This window comes from Sediminibacillus massiliensis (assembly GCF_900156915.1).
Lineage (GTDB): Bacteria > Bacillota > Bacilli > Bacillales > Amphibacillaceae > Sediminibacillus_A > Sediminibacillus_A massiliensis.
Genome location: NZ_LT732535.1, coordinates 896,182 through 910,177 on the forward strand (window position 1 = coordinate 896,182; position 13,996 = coordinate 910,177).

The 13,996-nt window shown below is 39.7% G+C and carries 18 protein-coding genes; 10 read left to right on the forward strand and 8 right to left on the reverse strand.

The genetic code is table 11. The annotated features are described in order from the left end of the window. Positions 1-36: 36 nt before the first annotated feature. The 4 genes from CZ434_RS05400 to cbpB all read right to left on the reverse strand — a co-directional run bounded on the left by CZ434_RS05400 (position 37) and on the right by cbpB (position 2,869). Positions 37-279, reverse strand: a complete 243-nt coding sequence (locus tag CZ434_RS05400) for a YkuS family protein (RefSeq protein ID WP_077622177.1) — start codon at positions 277-279, stop codon at positions 37-39. Between the two features lie 78 nt (positions 280-357). Next, a complete protein-coding gene (locus CZ434_RS05405; RefSeq protein ID WP_077622178.1) occupies positions 358-1,467 on the reverse strand; it encodes an N-acetyldiaminopimelate deacetylase in 1,110 nt (369 codons plus the stop codon). A gap of 77 nt (positions 1,468-1,544) precedes the next feature. Then, complete coding sequence (gene dapD / locus CZ434_RS05410) at positions 1,545-2,267, reverse strand: 2,3,4,5-tetrahydropyridine-2,6-dicarboxylate N-acetyltransferase (RefSeq protein ID WP_077622179.1); 723 nt, start codon at positions 2,265-2,267, stop codon at positions 1,545-1,547. Positions 2,268-2,428: 161 nt separating this feature from the next. Next, positions 2,429-2,869 carry a cyclic-di-AMP-binding protein CbpB gene (cbpB, locus tag CZ434_RS05415; RefSeq protein ID WP_077622180.1) on the reverse strand — a complete coding sequence of 147 codons (441 nt, stop codon included), beginning with the start codon at positions 2,867-2,869 and terminating at the stop codon, positions 2,429-2,431. Positions 2,870-3,103: 234 nt separating this feature from the next. Between cbpB and trhA the strand changes: the two genes are divergently transcribed. From trhA to CZ434_RS05445, 6 genes are all read left to right on the forward strand, one after another. Beyond that, positions 3,104-3,742, forward strand: a complete 639-nt coding sequence (trhA, locus tag CZ434_RS05420; RefSeq protein ID WP_077622181.1) for a PAQR family membrane homeostasis protein TrhA — start codon at positions 3,104-3,106, stop codon at positions 3,740-3,742. Between the two features lie 180 nt (positions 3,743-3,922). After that, positions 3,923-4,774 (forward strand): metallophosphoesterase, encoded by an 852-nt coding sequence (locus CZ434_RS05425; protein WP_077622182.1) that lies wholly within the window; start codon positions 3,923-3,925, stop codon positions 4,772-4,774. 118 nt (positions 4,775-4,892) lie between these two features. Further along, entirely contained in the window at positions 4,893-5,111 is a 219-nt protein-coding gene (locus tag CZ434_RS05430) for a hypothetical protein (RefSeq protein WP_077622183.1), read from the forward strand. 182 nt (positions 5,112-5,293) lie between these two features. Next, positions 5,294-5,866: an SCO family protein gene (locus tag CZ434_RS05435; RefSeq protein WP_077622184.1), complete on the forward strand. Its 573-nt coding sequence runs from the start codon at positions 5,294-5,296 to the stop codon at positions 5,864-5,866. Positions 5,867-5,918: 52 nt separating this feature from the next. Continuing rightward, positions 5,919-6,386 (forward strand): YkyB family protein, encoded by a 468-nt coding sequence (locus CZ434_RS05440; RefSeq protein WP_077622185.1) that lies wholly within the window; start codon positions 5,919-5,921, stop codon positions 6,384-6,386. 114 nt (positions 6,387-6,500) lie between these two features. Next, the gene (locus CZ434_RS05445) at positions 6,501-6,719 is read left to right on the forward strand and encodes a hypothetical protein (RefSeq protein WP_077622186.1); all 219 of its coding nucleotides are present in this window, start codon (positions 6,501-6,503) and stop codon (positions 6,717-6,719) included. Positions 6,720-6,867: 148 nt separating this feature from the next. Here CZ434_RS05445 and CZ434_RS05450 read toward each other — a convergent pair whose 3' ends face one another. Then, positions 6,868-7,230: a hypothetical protein gene (locus CZ434_RS05450; protein ID WP_077622187.1), complete on the reverse strand. Its 363-nt coding sequence runs from the start codon at positions 7,228-7,230 to the stop codon at positions 6,868-6,870. A 218-nt stretch (positions 7,231-7,448) separates the two neighbouring features. Between CZ434_RS05450 and CZ434_RS05455 the strand changes: the two genes are divergently transcribed. After that, a complete protein-coding gene (locus CZ434_RS05455) occupies positions 7,449-8,615 on the forward strand; it encodes an aminotransferase A (RefSeq protein ID WP_077622188.1) in 1,167 nt (388 codons plus the stop codon). A 72-nt stretch (positions 8,616-8,687) separates the two neighbouring features. Here the strand turns inward: CZ434_RS05455 and CZ434_RS05460 are convergent, their stop codons facing one another. Together CZ434_RS05460 and CZ434_RS05465 are read right to left on the reverse strand one after the other, a co-directional pair. Continuing rightward, the gene (locus CZ434_RS05460) at positions 8,688-8,894 is read right to left on the reverse strand and encodes an aspartyl-phosphate phosphatase Spo0E family protein (RefSeq protein ID WP_077622189.1); all 207 of its coding nucleotides are present in this window, start codon (positions 8,892-8,894) and stop codon (positions 8,688-8,690) included. A 99-nt stretch (positions 8,895-8,993) separates the two neighbouring features. After that, on the reverse strand, positions 8,994-9,185 hold the full coding sequence (locus CZ434_RS05465) for an aspartyl-phosphate phosphatase Spo0E family protein (RefSeq protein WP_077622190.1): 192 nt from the start codon (positions 9,183-9,185) through the stop codon (positions 8,994-8,996). Positions 9,186-9,894: 709 nt separating this feature from the next. On the opposite strand from CZ434_RS05465, the gene CZ434_RS05470 reads away from it, so the two are divergent. The 3 genes from CZ434_RS05470 to CZ434_RS22760 all read left to right on the forward strand — a co-directional run bounded on the left by CZ434_RS05470 (position 9,895) and on the right by CZ434_RS22760 (position 12,384). Beyond that, positions 9,895-10,971 carry a zinc ribbon domain-containing protein gene (locus CZ434_RS05470; RefSeq protein WP_143262119.1) on the forward strand — a complete coding sequence of 359 codons (1,077 nt, stop codon included), beginning with the start codon at positions 9,895-9,897 and terminating at the stop codon, positions 10,969-10,971. Positions 10,972-10,992: 21 nt separating this feature from the next. Then, positions 10,993-12,138, forward strand: a complete 1,146-nt coding sequence (locus CZ434_RS05475) for a S1C family serine protease (RefSeq protein WP_077622192.1) — start codon at positions 10,993-10,995, stop codon at positions 12,136-12,138. A 123-nt stretch (positions 12,139-12,261) separates the two neighbouring features. Next, positions 12,262-12,384, forward strand: a complete 123-nt coding sequence (locus CZ434_RS22760) for a YjcZ family sporulation protein (protein ID WP_077622193.1) — start codon at positions 12,262-12,264, stop codon at positions 12,382-12,384. Between the two features lie 59 nt (positions 12,385-12,443). Here the strand turns inward: CZ434_RS22760 and CZ434_RS05485 are convergent, their stop codons facing one another. Beyond that, positions 12,444-13,805 (reverse strand): TrkH family potassium uptake protein, encoded by a 1,362-nt coding sequence (locus CZ434_RS05485; RefSeq protein ID WP_077622194.1) that lies wholly within the window; start codon positions 13,803-13,805, stop codon positions 12,444-12,446. Positions 13,806-13,996: the final 191 nt, after the last annotated feature.

Sequence of the window (13,996 nt, forward strand, 5' to 3'; positions counted from 1 at the left end):
AAAATGGGTCCCATATAAATGGACCCATTTTTTCATTTACTGAAAACGACTGTCAACTTGTTCGCATACTTCATCGGCCGTCATGCCGTGGGCATTTATCACCGAACCTTGGATAGCAGCATTGGACATTCCCATCACATCTTTATCCTGGCCGGAAATAACACAGCAATCACAGTTTTGAGCATCTTGCTCCTGTCTGAGCTCGACAAGTTCGTATCCTCTCTCCTGCAATGCGCCTTTAATATCTGAAAGAGTTCCTTCGATACCTATTCTTGGCACATGAACTACCTCCTTCATTATCTTTTTGAAAAATCATCTATATAATCCCCAGATAATGAATAGGTATGCAGAAAGGTATTACAATGACCTTATTGACTTTTCGACTACTAGAACGCCCACTTGCAGAGCCTCTTCTTTAGGGTCCAGCCTGCTGTGGTGTAAGCCATAATCAGAATCAACTCCGAGCCAGAACATGAAGCCTGGAATCTCTTTTAACATGTAACCGAAATCTTCTCCTGTCATTGCCGGTGCTGCATCCTGCCAGTTTATTCCTTCGTTCTTGACAATTTCTTTAAACTTATCTACATAGCTCGCTTCATTAAAGACTTGATAGTAATTGGATCCATAGTCAATCTCGATCGAACAGTCATTCGATATTTCAAAACCTTTGGCAATTCGTTCAATTTCCTCTTTCACTGTATCAATCGTTTCAGGCTGCAAAGTACGTATAGTTCCTTCAAGTCTGGCGTTTTCAGCAATAACATTTTGAACAAATCCTCCGGTGACTTTTCCGATAGTCACCACAGCACTTTCCAAAGGATCAATTCTCCTCGAAACGATTTGTTGTAATTGAGTGACAAAACTGCTGGCAGCAACAACCATGTCTTTCGTTAAGTGAGGATATGCAGCGTGCCCGCCTTTTCCATGAAAATCAATAAACAGTTCGCTCGTATTGGCAAAAAGCAACCCTTTTCTCGTAGATACTGTGCCTACGGGCAGCTCAGGTGCTACATGGAGTGCGAAAATGACATCGGGCCGCCACTCCTTGAAAATATCTGTATCGAGCATTGGCAGTGCCCCTCCAGGCCCTTCTTCCGCCGGTTGAAAAATAAACAGCACATTATCTTCTGCAGGTGATTGGGATAGAAGATGAAGTACACCAAGCGCTATCGTCATATGGAAATCATGTCCACATGCATGCATCCTGCCTTCATGCCTGGAAGCAAAGGAATACCCAGTATCTTCCTTTATCGGCAACCCGTCAATATCCGCACGGAACCCTATGGTTTTTTCTGGATTCGTCCCTGCCACTTTTACAGCTATCCCGGTTTTCCAAGTTTTCATTGATAGATGTTGCTGCGGCATTTCTTGAATTTTTCCCAGTAAATACTCCTGGGTTTTCCATTCTTTGAAACCGAGCTCCGGAATTTGGTGTAAATCTCTTCTTATTTTGTTAAGATCTTTCATAAGATTCTTCCCACCGTTCACAAACGTTTTTTGATAGAAACAGAGCAGGAGAAGATGTCTCCTCCTGCCCTGCTATCTTATTCTTCATCAAGCTTTCTTAATTCAGCTTTAATTTCTGTTTTGGATTTTGTCTGATCATCTATCTCTTTCAATACTTTGGCAGGTGTACCTGCTACTAAAGTATTTGGCGGTACGTCCTGAGTGACAATCGCCCCAGCTGCGACGACAGCTCCTGCACCGACAGTTACTCCTTCAAGCACAACAGCATTTGCTCCGATAACCACGCCGTCTTCAATCACAACCGGTTTAGCTGAAGGGGGTTCGATGACACCGGCAAGAACGGATCCTGCCCCAATGTGGCAATTCTTGCCTACTGTCGCTCTCCCGCCTAGTGTCACGTTCATATCGATCATCGTTCCTTCACCGATCACAGAGCCGATATTGATCATCGCACCCATCATGATTACACAGCCATCGCCAATTTCGACTTGGTCTCTGATAACAGCGCCAGGTTCGATTCTTGCATTGATTCCTTTTAAATCCAATAAAGGGATTGCAGAGTTTCTCCTGTCGTTTTCGACAACATAGTCCTCTATTTGTTCACTATATGTATCAAGGACACCTTTGAGTTCTTTCCATTCACCAAACAGTACACCAGTATTGCCTTCGACAAATGTCTTGATATTCTCTCCATAATTTATCTTTTCCAGCTGACTACCTTTAATGTAAACTTTTACCGGGGTAGATTTCTTGCTATTCGAAATGAAAGAAATAATTTCATTTGCATCCATCATTTTCATTTGTTTTCCTCCTTGGCTTTAAACTTCATTTCCTATTAACTTTATCAAAAGATGTTTATAGTACACAAGGAATAACTTACTACATTATTTCCTGTGAATAAAAAAGCCCTTGATAACTTTATCAAGGGCTCGAAATAATTATAAACTGTTTCACATATGTGTCACTTTGGTGCGTGAATAAACTTATTCAACTGCTTCAGAATTGCTCTTCTTGTAAGAATTCCGTCAAAGTAACCTTCTTCATCTGCAACACATACAAATGGATAATCAATGACTGATTTGAGTGCAGTGGTAAGCGTATCATCCTTGTGTAAACATGGGAGATCCGTATTCATCACTTCATGAACTTTGATATCGGACAGCCTTTCCATCTCAAACCGCTCAAGACCCAGTAAGTTATTGAGGATAATCGTTTTTCCGATTGTTCCTTGTAACTTATATGCGGCATCCAATACGGGAACCGCAGAATAGCCTGATTTGACCAATACAAGCAATGCATGTTCTAATGGATTTCCGACTTGTACATGTGCGACTTTTTCCGAAGAAATCATCAATTCGCCGACAGTAATGTCCGTCATTTCTTTACTTTTCGTATTCGTCATTTTATTAACACTCCTTTAAAATCCAGTTGAAGGAGTCCAATTTCACGCAATAATCCCACGTTCTATAATATCATATTCAGCACCGGAAAACTACGGTCCCTCAACCTAAACATGTCAGTGGCAATGAAAATAATTCCATAGCCCTGCATACCACGCCTTTATTTTACCTTTATATTGTCAGGTCAAACGTGTATAATAAAAGTTAAAATCAATTTATTCGAAAGGACGATAGTTTTGGCGCAAACCCATACTTTTACTAAAGGCGAGGAAATTGCTAATTCGGTCACCCATGGCATCGGAGCTCTGCTGAGCATTGCTGCCCTGGTAACTTTAATTATACACGCCTCTCTATACGGTACTTTCTGGCATTTGACGAGTTTCACCTTATTCGGTTTAACCATGGTCCTGCTGTATGTTTCATCCACATTTGTACATGCATTGCCCAAAGGAAAAGCGAAAGACATATTTGAAATTCTCGATCATTCAGCCATTTACTTTTTTATAGCTGGCACCTACACTCCTTACTTGTTTTTAGCAGTCGACGGCTGGATTGGCTGGACACTGTTCGGGGTTGTCTGGGGTCTTGCCATTGCAGGAACCATATTTAAATGTTTTTTTGTGAAAAAGTTTTTATTTGTATCCACAATAGGATATATCGTTATTGGTTGGCAAATTGTATTCGCATGGCAGATACTGGTCAAAAATGTGCCATATAACGGGATGCTCTTCTTGGTTATTGGAGGGCTCCTCTACACCCTTGGCTCCATTTTTTATGTATGGAGGGGCTTTAAGTTTCACCATGCTGTTTGGCATCTCTTTGTTTTAGGTGGTTCCATTTTCCATTTCTTTTCAGTAATCCTCTATCTGGGATGAACAATTTGGGTTCCGGTCGATGGAAGTCTTCAAAATTAGAAGACTTCCATTTTTTGTGATGTTCTTTTTATCAATTCAGTGAATTCTTATTGAAGTAATTGATTTTATTTATTAAAACTTGTAAATTGAATAGGATGTAGAGCAATACGATTAACTCCTGACGAAAGGCTTGGAGAAATTATGAACCGAAGATCGTTTTTGAAAAAGGCTCTCGCTTCTACACTAGGATTGTTGGGTTTAAGCGGTGGGACCTATTATTATGCAAGAGAAATTGAACCAAGTATGCTTACGATTCACAAGGAAACACTTTCTTCTAATAAAATACCAACACAATTGGATGATCTGACCATTCTTCAATTTTCAGACACGCATGTAGGCTTTCATTATAGCTTGGAACAATTGGAGGAATTGGTTTACGAGATAAATGCCCAGAGTCCAGATATTGTAGTTTTCACGGGTGATCTTGTTGATATGCCAAACGAGTTTCCGTGGGGTAACGGAATAATAGAAATTCTCAACAAAATTAAAGCACCCATGGGAAAATACTGGATATATGGCAACCATGACCATGGCGGATATGGAACAGAGACTTTATTGGAGACAATGGAGGCCGGCGGATTTTCTCTATTGCAAAACAGCCATGTGGAAATAGAGAAACAAGGAGCAGCTTTTACTTTAGCAGGTCTGGATGATTTGATGCTTGGCAAACCCGATTTAGAAGAGGCACTGAAAAATGCTGACCCTGACAATTACACCATGCTGCTTGTACACGAACCAGACTATGCGGATAATACGATTAACTACCAAGTAGATTGCCAGTTATCCGGGCATAGTCATGGCGGGCAAATTCAAATTCCCTTGATCGGATATATCTATACACCCAAGTTTGCCGAGAAATATGTAGAAGGCAAATACTTGATAGACGAAAAATTGGAATTGTTCGTAAGTAGAGGGGTAGGGACCACCAGGCTTCCTTATCGCTTTCTGTGCAGACCTGAAATAACCGTCTTTAAAATGGAAGCATCTTCCTGAGCAATTTTCAATGTTACAACTTAGATTAAACGGGTATTTATCCAATCGAACAAGCTCCACCACTCTTAATAATTCATATACTTTAACGAAAGATAATTTTCAGGAGAGGGGGAGCGTTTTGGATTACAACAGACATGTATTGCTGCCTTATGCTCGTTCACCTCACCAAGACCAGCGTTTTTTCCCTGGACCGGCCCTTCCATTTTTGACCGGTCTTGCGTTCGGTCCATTGCTGTATGGTGCTTTTCAACCAGGATATTATCCACCATATCCACCTTACCGGCCGAGACCGCCGTATTATCCATATGGTTATCCTTACGGCTATCCTAAGTGGTGATGGTATAAGCAAGCCTTTTGTGTGCAGGCTTGCTTTTCTTTTCCAGGAAATATTCATAAAAACGTCAGATAGTATTTCGATTAAGCATGTTTACTCATCTTTACACATAACTTCCATAGTATTTTTCAATATTGCGTGCTAAAATGATTTGATAGTAGACAAGTAGTTGGAGGTATAAAGATATGAGAAGAAGTAAAACACTTATAGGGCTTGCTTTGTCCCTGATGATGTTGGCAGCTTGCGGCCCTAATTATGATGGAGATTTTTCTTACGAAGTGCAATCATTTGAAGCTATTAACCAAGATGGCGAGAAAGTAACCAAAGAAGACCTTGACGGTGAATTTTGGGTTGCAGACTTGATTTTCACTAATTGTGATAGTGTTTGCCCGCCAATGACAGCCAACATGGCAAGATTGCAGGAAAAACTGGAACAGGAAGGCTTGGATGTCCGGTTGGTTTCCTTTAGCATAGACCCCGAGAATGACAAACCTGAGGTGCTAAAACAATACAGCGCTGAACGCGGGGGAAAATTCGATAATTGGGATTTGTTGACCGGCTATTCATTCGAAGATATAAAAGAACTGTCCATTAAGTCCTTTAAAGCCCCTTTGGAGAAACTACCTGATTCAGATCAATTTATGCATGTAACCAACTTTTATCTAATCACGCCTGAAGGCAACGCAATTAAGAAGTACGATGGCACTAAAGCAGCGAATATGGACACCATCGTGGAAGATTTGAAAAAAATGATGTAACAAAAAATAAACCATTATCATCTGCATACATACTAAGAGAGGAGAACGATTTATGGTTAGTAACCAGGACAGTATCAACCTTATCGCAAAAGCGTTATATACCGTTAACCGACATGCTAAATCAGCTCCTGATCCCAGACAATTATATGCCATGAAGAAACAGGCGATAAATAAACTAATAAAAGAAAAACAAGCGAAAAAAGTGGGACTTCATTTTTCGGAAAATCCCAGGTTTAGCCGGCAGTATTCGACCCTGCTTGTAAAGGTCAGTGATTATTATTTCCACATCCCACCTACAAAGTCAGACTTTAAAGAACTTAAACATTTAGGGAATGTTGACAAAGATTACCGTAATCCGAAACCCAACATATCTTTGGCACAATCTAAAAAAATACTCAGCAAGTATTTGGGATGGTCGAATAATGCTTCAAACAATGACTGGAACAGATCAAGACCATCCTCTTCTTACTATACTCCCTCTTCACTCGGTCAGTGGAACCGTCGTCAGAATCACAAGTAACTTCTTTTTAAGGAATGAAAAAACACCGGTAGATCCTTTCTAAACCGGTGTTTCTTTTTTTGTAGTTTCAAATTGCTGTATCAAAGGTATGAATAGATAAAAAGGAGGTTTATCATGACAGAGTTACAAGACTTTTTATATGAATTAAACCGTTACATGAACCAAACTTCTGTCCTGCAAGATTCCTACAAACGTCTTTCCGAAAATGAGAAGCAGCTGGTCTTGGCTCAATCGCCAAACGGAAGTTCACCAGATGCTTTATACAACCAATCGATTTCATGGCTGAATTCATTACAAGAGGAAATGGGAATTAAAGATGAAGAACCTTATTGATCATTGCAACTAAGCAAAAGACAATCATTCTTCAGGGAAGAATCAATACTCTAGCCTACTGATTCTTTCCTGTTTCTTTTCTGCAGCAACTTCAAGTATAGTTGGGGAGAAATATTGAGAGCTAGTAAATGTAAAGAAGCTATCTCATCTAACTATTCGTATGTATCGACATCCTGCTCTTAACAAAACCATACAACAACATACCCAACTTTAAGATGATTAAAGTAACTCCAAACAAAATAATACCAAGGTAAAAGCTTGGAATATCACCTGGAGCTTTTCTGGTAAAATAAACAACAAAAGATATTACTCCCATGCTCCCCCACATATAACTCATCAAGTTCTCCCACCTTAACATGATCAGTAATCTGATAATGGGCCGGACTATTAAGAAAAGAGCGGCCATCAAGAAAAATCCCGCCATCAGGTATAAATAGGTGTCGTTCAATCCCAATGTATTCAACTGTGCTTTCTTGATCCAAATAAGATCTATCAGTAACCAACTTTCCATAACTCACCTCCACACCCATTTGTTTCCATTATTCCCCTACCCTCTTACATTATATACTTCCAGCGGGAACTGCCTCAGGAAGTCACTTTTCAATCCACTACTTCGTTCCAAACCAAAGTTGCAGCTACTTTTATCAAGACGGCAGTCTATGATAATATCAGAACAGTTACAATTTACTTTTACTAACTTATACTTACAATAGGGATGTGGAGGAAAAAATGGAACACCTTTTAAACAATAAAGTAAAGAACATCGAGATATCCGGTATCAGAAAATTTTTCAACATGGTTAACGGTAAGGAAGATGTCATATCATTGACTATCGGACAACCAGATTTCTTCACTCCGGATGTAGTGAAAGAAGCCGGCAAACAAGCTATAGACAACAACCAGACCACTTATACACACAACGCCGGACTACTTTCTCTCAGAGAAGCGATTTCCGGTTTTGTCAGTGAAAATCACGGATTAAACTACAAGCCTGAAGAAGAAATAATCGTCACTGTCGGTGCATCTCAAGCAATCGACATTGCTCTGAGAACGATTGTAAACCCGGGAGATGAAGTTATTTTGCCTTCCCCGGTTTATCCGGGGTACGAACCATTGATCAAGCTTGCAGGCGGTGTACCTGTCTTTGCCAAAATCAATCAGACCAACTTTAAAATCACTAAACAGATAATTGCCGAGCACATAACTGAACGAACCAAATGTATCATTCTTCCCTATCCCTCCAATCCCACAGGAGTTACATTGGAAGAATCCGAATTAAAAGAAATTGCTGACTTGCTTGAGGACAAGGATATCTTCATTCTTACCGATGAAATTTATAGTGAACTTGTATATGAGCACCCACACAAATCAATCGCTCAATACCAGCAAGTCAAAAATAAAACAATTGTTATAAACGGACTTTCGAAATCACATTCGATGACGGGATGGAGACTAGGATTCCTGCTTGCTCCGTCATGGATTTGCCAACACATCCTAAAGGTTCATCAATATAACGTTTCTTGTGCGTCATCTATCAGTCAGCATGCAGCCCTTACAGCTTTGACAACTGGAAAATGCGATCCTCTAAGAATGAGAGAGAAATACCGAGAACGCCGCGATTATGTATTTGACAGGCTTACTGAAATGGGAATATCTGTTGATAAACCGGATGGGGCTTTCTATTTTTTCCTTCCTGTCTCCTTAGAAGGATGGAGTACATTTGACTTGGCTGTAAAGCTTGTCGATGAAGCGAAACTTGCACTCGTGCCCGGTGATGCTTTCGGTGAAGCCGGGAAAGGATTTCTCAGATTATCGTACGCATACGATATGACAACCCTGGAAAAAGGATTGGACCGGCTGGAGTCTTTCTTGGTGAATCATTGCCATAACGGTTAGGTTCGACTAAGGGTAATTCCAACAAAAGGACTGGCCCCAACTTCGTCAAAGTTGGAACCAGTCCTTTTCCTGTTATATACCGTTATCATGGTGACTTGCTGTCAACTGTTTGTTGTCTGGTTTTATTTGTTTCTTTGTATCATAGAGGTTCAGAAGCTGATCGAGCTCCTGGCTTATGGATACAGATTCTGCACTTGAAAAGCCTTTTTTCAAGGCAACCTCGGTCATCTTATTTCTCAGAAGTTCTATCTTGACTAATAATAATTGTGTATCGTTCATTGGCTGCCGGGTTACCCCCTCTCCAGCGCGCTAATAAATGCTGATATAAAATTGCTTTTCTTGTATCTGTATGTGTTTGTCCGTCTAAGAAAGTCATCCCTAACAGCTTGATATACTTGATAGATTTTCCCGCGAATATTCATTGAGAAGAACATCCAGTTCCTGACTATGCTGCACTGTGATCAAACTGGTAAATCCGTAAAGGTTTGCAACTTGAATCATTTGCTTTCTCTTATCCCGAATCTTTTCCTGTAAACTTTTCTTGTCGACATCTGCATAAGGACCTTCCATTTAGCTCCAAGACCTTTCTCGTTTTTTAAGTATGAACGCTAATGATTATGCCAGACGTTCAATGGGAAGTAAAGCAAATCGCAAAATTAGACAAAATTTTTAAACAATTTATGATAAAATCCACCTATTAGAGGATATGAATTAGACAATAACCATATCAAAGTCATTAACTTGCACAACTTCATGAACGGGAAACCCATATTAATCTGAGAAACACCGGAAGGTCAGAATAAATCATCTGACCCACCGCGGTTGAACAAGAATAAAATGACCAAAGGTTTAAAGGCAGAACTCCCGGGTGACCGATTTCAGCCCAAGGGAGTTTCCGGCCTCTAAACCTTTTTTAAGCATTATCGAAAATACAATAGCCTATACTTCCAACTATAATCACCAAGGACACAATAAATAGAATGACATCCATCTAGATACACCTCCCAGTCCCTATTCTATAGCCTTATTACTCTTTAATCAATACAGCAATAAATTGCCCCTGAACAACCAGGTCTATTTCCTTTTTCTCCTTCTATCGGTTTTTAGGTATGTATATAAAACTAATTATGATAAACTTAGTTCTGATTACGATGTTTAAAAGGAGCTTTTTTCCATATAGAAAGAGGGTGCATCAATGTTCCATTGTCCATATTGCGGAAGTATTTCAAAAGAGGACGAGCTTTACTGCATAAAATGTGGAAAAAAACTTCCCGGAGATATGTTCGACAGAAATCCATCCAACAAAAAAGATTATCGAATATGGTTTATCCCATTATGTACTTTGATTATAACGATAACAGCTGTGGGAGCATATTATTTATTTCTTCAAAATCAAACCAGTAAAGCACAGTCTGCTTTCGAAAACGGGGAAGAAATGTTGTTGTCGGGAAAGTTTCAACGGGCTTCCCGTCAATTCCAGGAGGCGTTAGAGAGTAAAAGCGACTTTCCCGCCGCCAAAGAAGTCAAAGTGTTCACGGATAACGCTCTTGATGCCGAAGAACATATAAGCAAAGCAGTAAAACTCACGAATCAACGAAAATTCCAGCAATCTTTAGAGGAACTGGATGCCGCAGAAAGTTTGTTGAAAAATTACCATGGAGAGGCGGTTGAACTGCTTCTTACAAACATAGTCGATCAGCGGACAGCTACGGAAATGGAATTATTGAAAAGTGAGATGGATAAAGATCCCTCCATTGAAGAGCTGAAAACACTGCTTTGGCAGGCCGAAGCTATAAAAGATGAAGAAGCAGCATCTATTGCCGAAATTATTAGAGACCGTATAGTTTCTTATATCTATTCTACAGCCAGTGAACAACTATCCCAAAAACAATTCACCAATGCAAGAGATATTGTGGAAGACGGTCTTCATTATGTACCTGAATCAAGTAAATTGGAAAGTCTTCAAACAACTATCCAAAAAGAAAAAACAGCTTTTGAAACGGCACAACAAGATAGAATAGAACAAGCGATTACAGCAGCTGAAAAAGAAAAGGACCGGAATTTAAATAACGCAGTCGAAATTGAAAAAGCGAGCGTCGAGCGAAACCAGCAAAACGAGATCGTAGTAAATGGAAATATTAAAAGTGTGGCAACCGTACCTATTAATTCAGTTGCGGTTGAATATTCTATAATGAATAAAAAAGATGAAGTAGTGCTGACAAATGAAGTATATGTCTTTCCTGATACCATTTATCCTGGCGAAAAAGGCAAATTCGAATTCACCCATTATGAACAAGATAGTGGGCAAAACGCCTTAAAGATAGAAATTGACAAAATTAAATGGTTTCTAAACTAAAAAATGCTATGGAGTGAGAAGATGAAGAAATTGCATTCGCTTCCTATTCTCATATCGGCAGCTGTAATTATGATTGGGATCCTGGGTATATATCTGATTTATGACCATTGGGATAATAAACAAATCAACATGAAAAATACGCTGGCCCAGAAGGTGTCGGAAGAAGAAAATGCTGTGAATTTAAAATCGATTATCCATGAATCGCAAAAAAATGTCGTCCAGATAGAGGCTCTTACTTCTACTTCTGAAAAGGCGGGATCTGGTTTTCTTTATAATAAAAAAGGAGACATCATCACAAATGCCCATGTTGTGAAAGATGCAGATACAATTTACGTCAAAACATCCAATGCCCATACTTATACAGCTGCATTAGTAGGAATTGGCGACGAAACAGATATTGCCGTAATAAGAGTTCCACAATTGGCAAACCAGAGTCCCGCTCAATTGGATACAAACTTCAACGCGGAACTTGGGGACGAGATTATTGCCGTCGGCAGTCCGCTTGGATTTCAAAACTCGGTCACTTTGGGAATTATTTCAGGAAAAGGCAGGACTTTTTCAATAGATGGATATAATTATGATAATGTGTACCAAATTTCTGCCCAAATCACTAATGGCAATAGCGGCGGACCTCTTATTCACAGGTCCAGCGGCAAAGTTGTCGCAATCAATTCCGCAGGTTCAAAAGAAGGCGGACTAGGTTTCAGTATACCAATTAGCCAGGTGATCGAAACGGCTGCCGATTGGTCAGATTCAGCCGTCGATAAAGAACTCGATTACAAAAGTCCAGCCATGAAAGCTGCTCACACGGACTTGGAAAAATTGGAAGAGAACGGAAAGTATATTATTGATTATTTTTTTGAAAGTTTGTCGATTAGAGATTATATCAATGCATACTCCCTTCTCGGAAGTGATTGGCAAAACGACACAAACTATCAGAAATTCCGTGAGAACTATATCCATATCCTTGAAACAACTACTCATGAAATGGAAATAAAGAAAAATGACGAGAAAGACCAGTTAAAAATAAGTCTTAAAGTAGACCATTTAGAAAAGGAATCCAATAAGGACACAATCGAGAAAAGCTACCTGTATCGGTTTACAGTTGGATATGAAAATGATCAAGTCCGCATCCTGAAAAGCAGCCGGGAAATTGCATCTTCTTAAAACAGTAGTCGCCAGCCTTTATTTGTGAACAAGCCCATTTTTGTGCAATATAGGCAAAATGTCCATACATAACTTAATCGCAACCCATATATTGAACTGTAAACGTTCAGGAGGTGAGTATGTATGTACGGATCTTATGGTGGTTACGGCGGATATTGCGGAGGATATGGTTATGGCAACTCTTTCGCTTTGATCGTTGTACTGTTTATTTTACTCATCATTGTTGGTGCAGCTTTTTACTGCTAATCATCCAAACACCGAAAATAAATAAACCCTCGGAGTAATGACACTCCGAGGGTTTATTGTTAACCAATAATTATTTTCTCTTTTGGATACCGGTAATCTACAGGATTATTGCGATAGAAAGTAAACAAGAAAGTCAATATTCCTATCCGGCCCATAAACATCAAAACCATTAGCACACACTTGCTGACGGTTGATAGCTCTCCCGTAATTCCCAGCGACAAGCCCACCGTACCGAACGCAGAGCAAACCTCGAAAATTATTTCCGTCAAAGAGTATGGTTCAGCGATAGTCAAAATAACAGCAGCCGAAAACACTGTCAGTATAGCCATTAAAGTAACCGCTACAGCTTTATACAAGTCTTCATCATATACTTCCCTATTGAAGATATGAATTCGGCTTTTTCCACGGGCGAACGTCAGAATAAAGATGACAACTAGCGCAAATGTTGTTGTACGTATCCCTCCGCCCACACTGCTTGGAGAGGCTCCGATGAACATTAAAGCAGCCATGACAAGATGGTTCTGTTCTGTCAACAAGCTTACATCCATAGTTGACAACCCTCCGCTCCTAGTTGTTACGGATTGAAACACGGAGTAGAATAATGATTCATGCCACGACTTTCCTGCAAAGAAGTTATTTATATCAAGGAGATAAATCATTATGCTCCCCAATACTACAAGCAATAGAAATGTCAAAGTAGTCAATTTCGTGAACAAACTGAAACGGACGAATCGCCGCTCTTCCGTTTTAGAAAAGAGATATTCTTTTACCTCTATCAGGACGGGGAAACCGATGGCGCCTAAGATAATAAGCAATATGTTGATAAATTGGACAAAGTAGTCATCTTTAAACAAGACCAGAGATTGCCCTGTAATGTCGAAACCACCATTGGTGGTAGCACTTATCGCTCCAAAGAAACCTTGAAAATAAGCTTCACCTACAGTTGGAAAATATTGAATGAAGTATGTACCAAGTACAATGAACCCAATAAATTCGATAGTTAAAATCACCAATATAATTTGCTTGATTAACCGGACCATCCCTTCAAAAGACGTTTGGTTGTGATCGGTCATTATCAACCTTCTCTCTTTGAGCCCGATTTTTTTTCCGAAAATCATCCAAATCACGGTCCCCAAAGTCATAACCCCAATACCGCCCAATTGCAGGATCAACGCCAAGAGAAATATTCCGGTGGTACTGAACGTATCAACAGTCGAAACAGCCGTCAAACCGGTTACACTGACTGCACTCACGGCTGTGAATAGAATGTCAATAAACGAAACATTTACTCCTTCCTGATGTGACACAGGAAGTGATAATAAAACAAATGCCACCGTCACAGCAATGCCATAAAACATGACAATTAACTGGACAGGAGATAATTTGTTAATCCAACGAAAATTAGGATGCCTTACCCTCATATACTTGCTCCTTTACCGAGTACGAGTTACCAATGATGGTCATATTATATCATTTATTAGCCAAAACTCTTGTTCAATTATAAAATGAACGATGCCAGGCTTTTTTTGACAGAGTTTCTAAAGGTACACTTAATCATATTTCATAAGTGTAGTCAATACAGAATCTGAAAATCCTCTTCCCAACCTTTTGA

Excerpts from the sequence above, each read along its gene's own strand:
- CZ434_RS05405 (WP_077622178.1), bottom strand. The coding sequence starts at position 1,467 with ATGAAAGATCTTAACAAAATAAGAAGAGATTTACACCAAATTCCGGAG.
- dapD (WP_077622179.1), bottom strand. The coding sequence starts at position 2,267 with ATGAAAATGATGGATGCAAATGAAATTATTTCTTTCATTTCGAATAGC.
- cbpB (WP_077622180.1), bottom strand. The coding sequence starts at position 2,869 with ATGACGAATACGAAAAGTAAAGAAATGACGGACATTACTGTCGGCGAA.
- CZ434_RS05425 (WP_077622182.1), top strand. The coding sequence starts at position 3,923 with ATGAACCGAAGATCGTTTTTGAAAAAGGCTCTCGCTTCTACACTAGGA.
- CZ434_RS05435 (WP_077622184.1), top strand. The coding sequence starts at position 5,294 with ATGAGAAGAAGTAAAACACTTATAGGGCTTGCTTTGTCCCTGATGATG.
- CZ434_RS05440 (WP_077622185.1), top strand. The coding sequence starts at position 5,919 with ATGGTTAGTAACCAGGACAGTATCAACCTTATCGCAAAAGCGTTATAT.
- CZ434_RS05445 (WP_077622186.1), top strand. The coding sequence starts at position 6,501 with ATGACAGAGTTACAAGACTTTTTATATGAATTAAACCGTTACATGAAC.
- CZ434_RS05450 (WP_077622187.1), bottom strand. The coding sequence starts at position 7,230 with ATGGAAAGTTGGTTACTGATAGATCTTATTTGGATCAAGAAAGCACAG.
- CZ434_RS05455 (WP_077622188.1), top strand. The coding sequence starts at position 7,449 with ATGGAACACCTTTTAAACAATAAAGTAAAGAACATCGAGATATCCGGT.
- CZ434_RS05460 (WP_077622189.1), bottom strand. The coding sequence starts at position 8,894 with ATGAACGATACACAATTATTATTAGTCAAGATAGAACTTCTGAGAAAT.
- CZ434_RS05465 (WP_077622190.1), bottom strand. The coding sequence starts at position 9,185 with ATGGAAGGTCCTTATGCAGATGTCGACAAGAAAAGTTTACAGGAAAAG.
- CZ434_RS05470 (WP_143262119.1), top strand. The coding sequence starts at position 9,895 with ATGTTCGACAGAAATCCATCCAACAAAAAAGATTATCGAATATGGTTT.
- CZ434_RS05475 (WP_077622192.1), top strand. The coding sequence starts at position 10,993 with ATGAAGAAATTGCATTCGCTTCCTATTCTCATATCGGCAGCTGTAATT.
- CZ434_RS22760 (WP_077622193.1), top strand. The coding sequence starts at position 12,262 with ATGTACGGATCTTATGGTGGTTACGGCGGATATTGCGGAGGATATGGT.
- CZ434_RS05485 (WP_077622194.1), bottom strand. The coding sequence starts at position 13,805 with ATGAGGGTAAGGCATCCTAATTTTCGTTGGATTAACAAATTATCTCCT.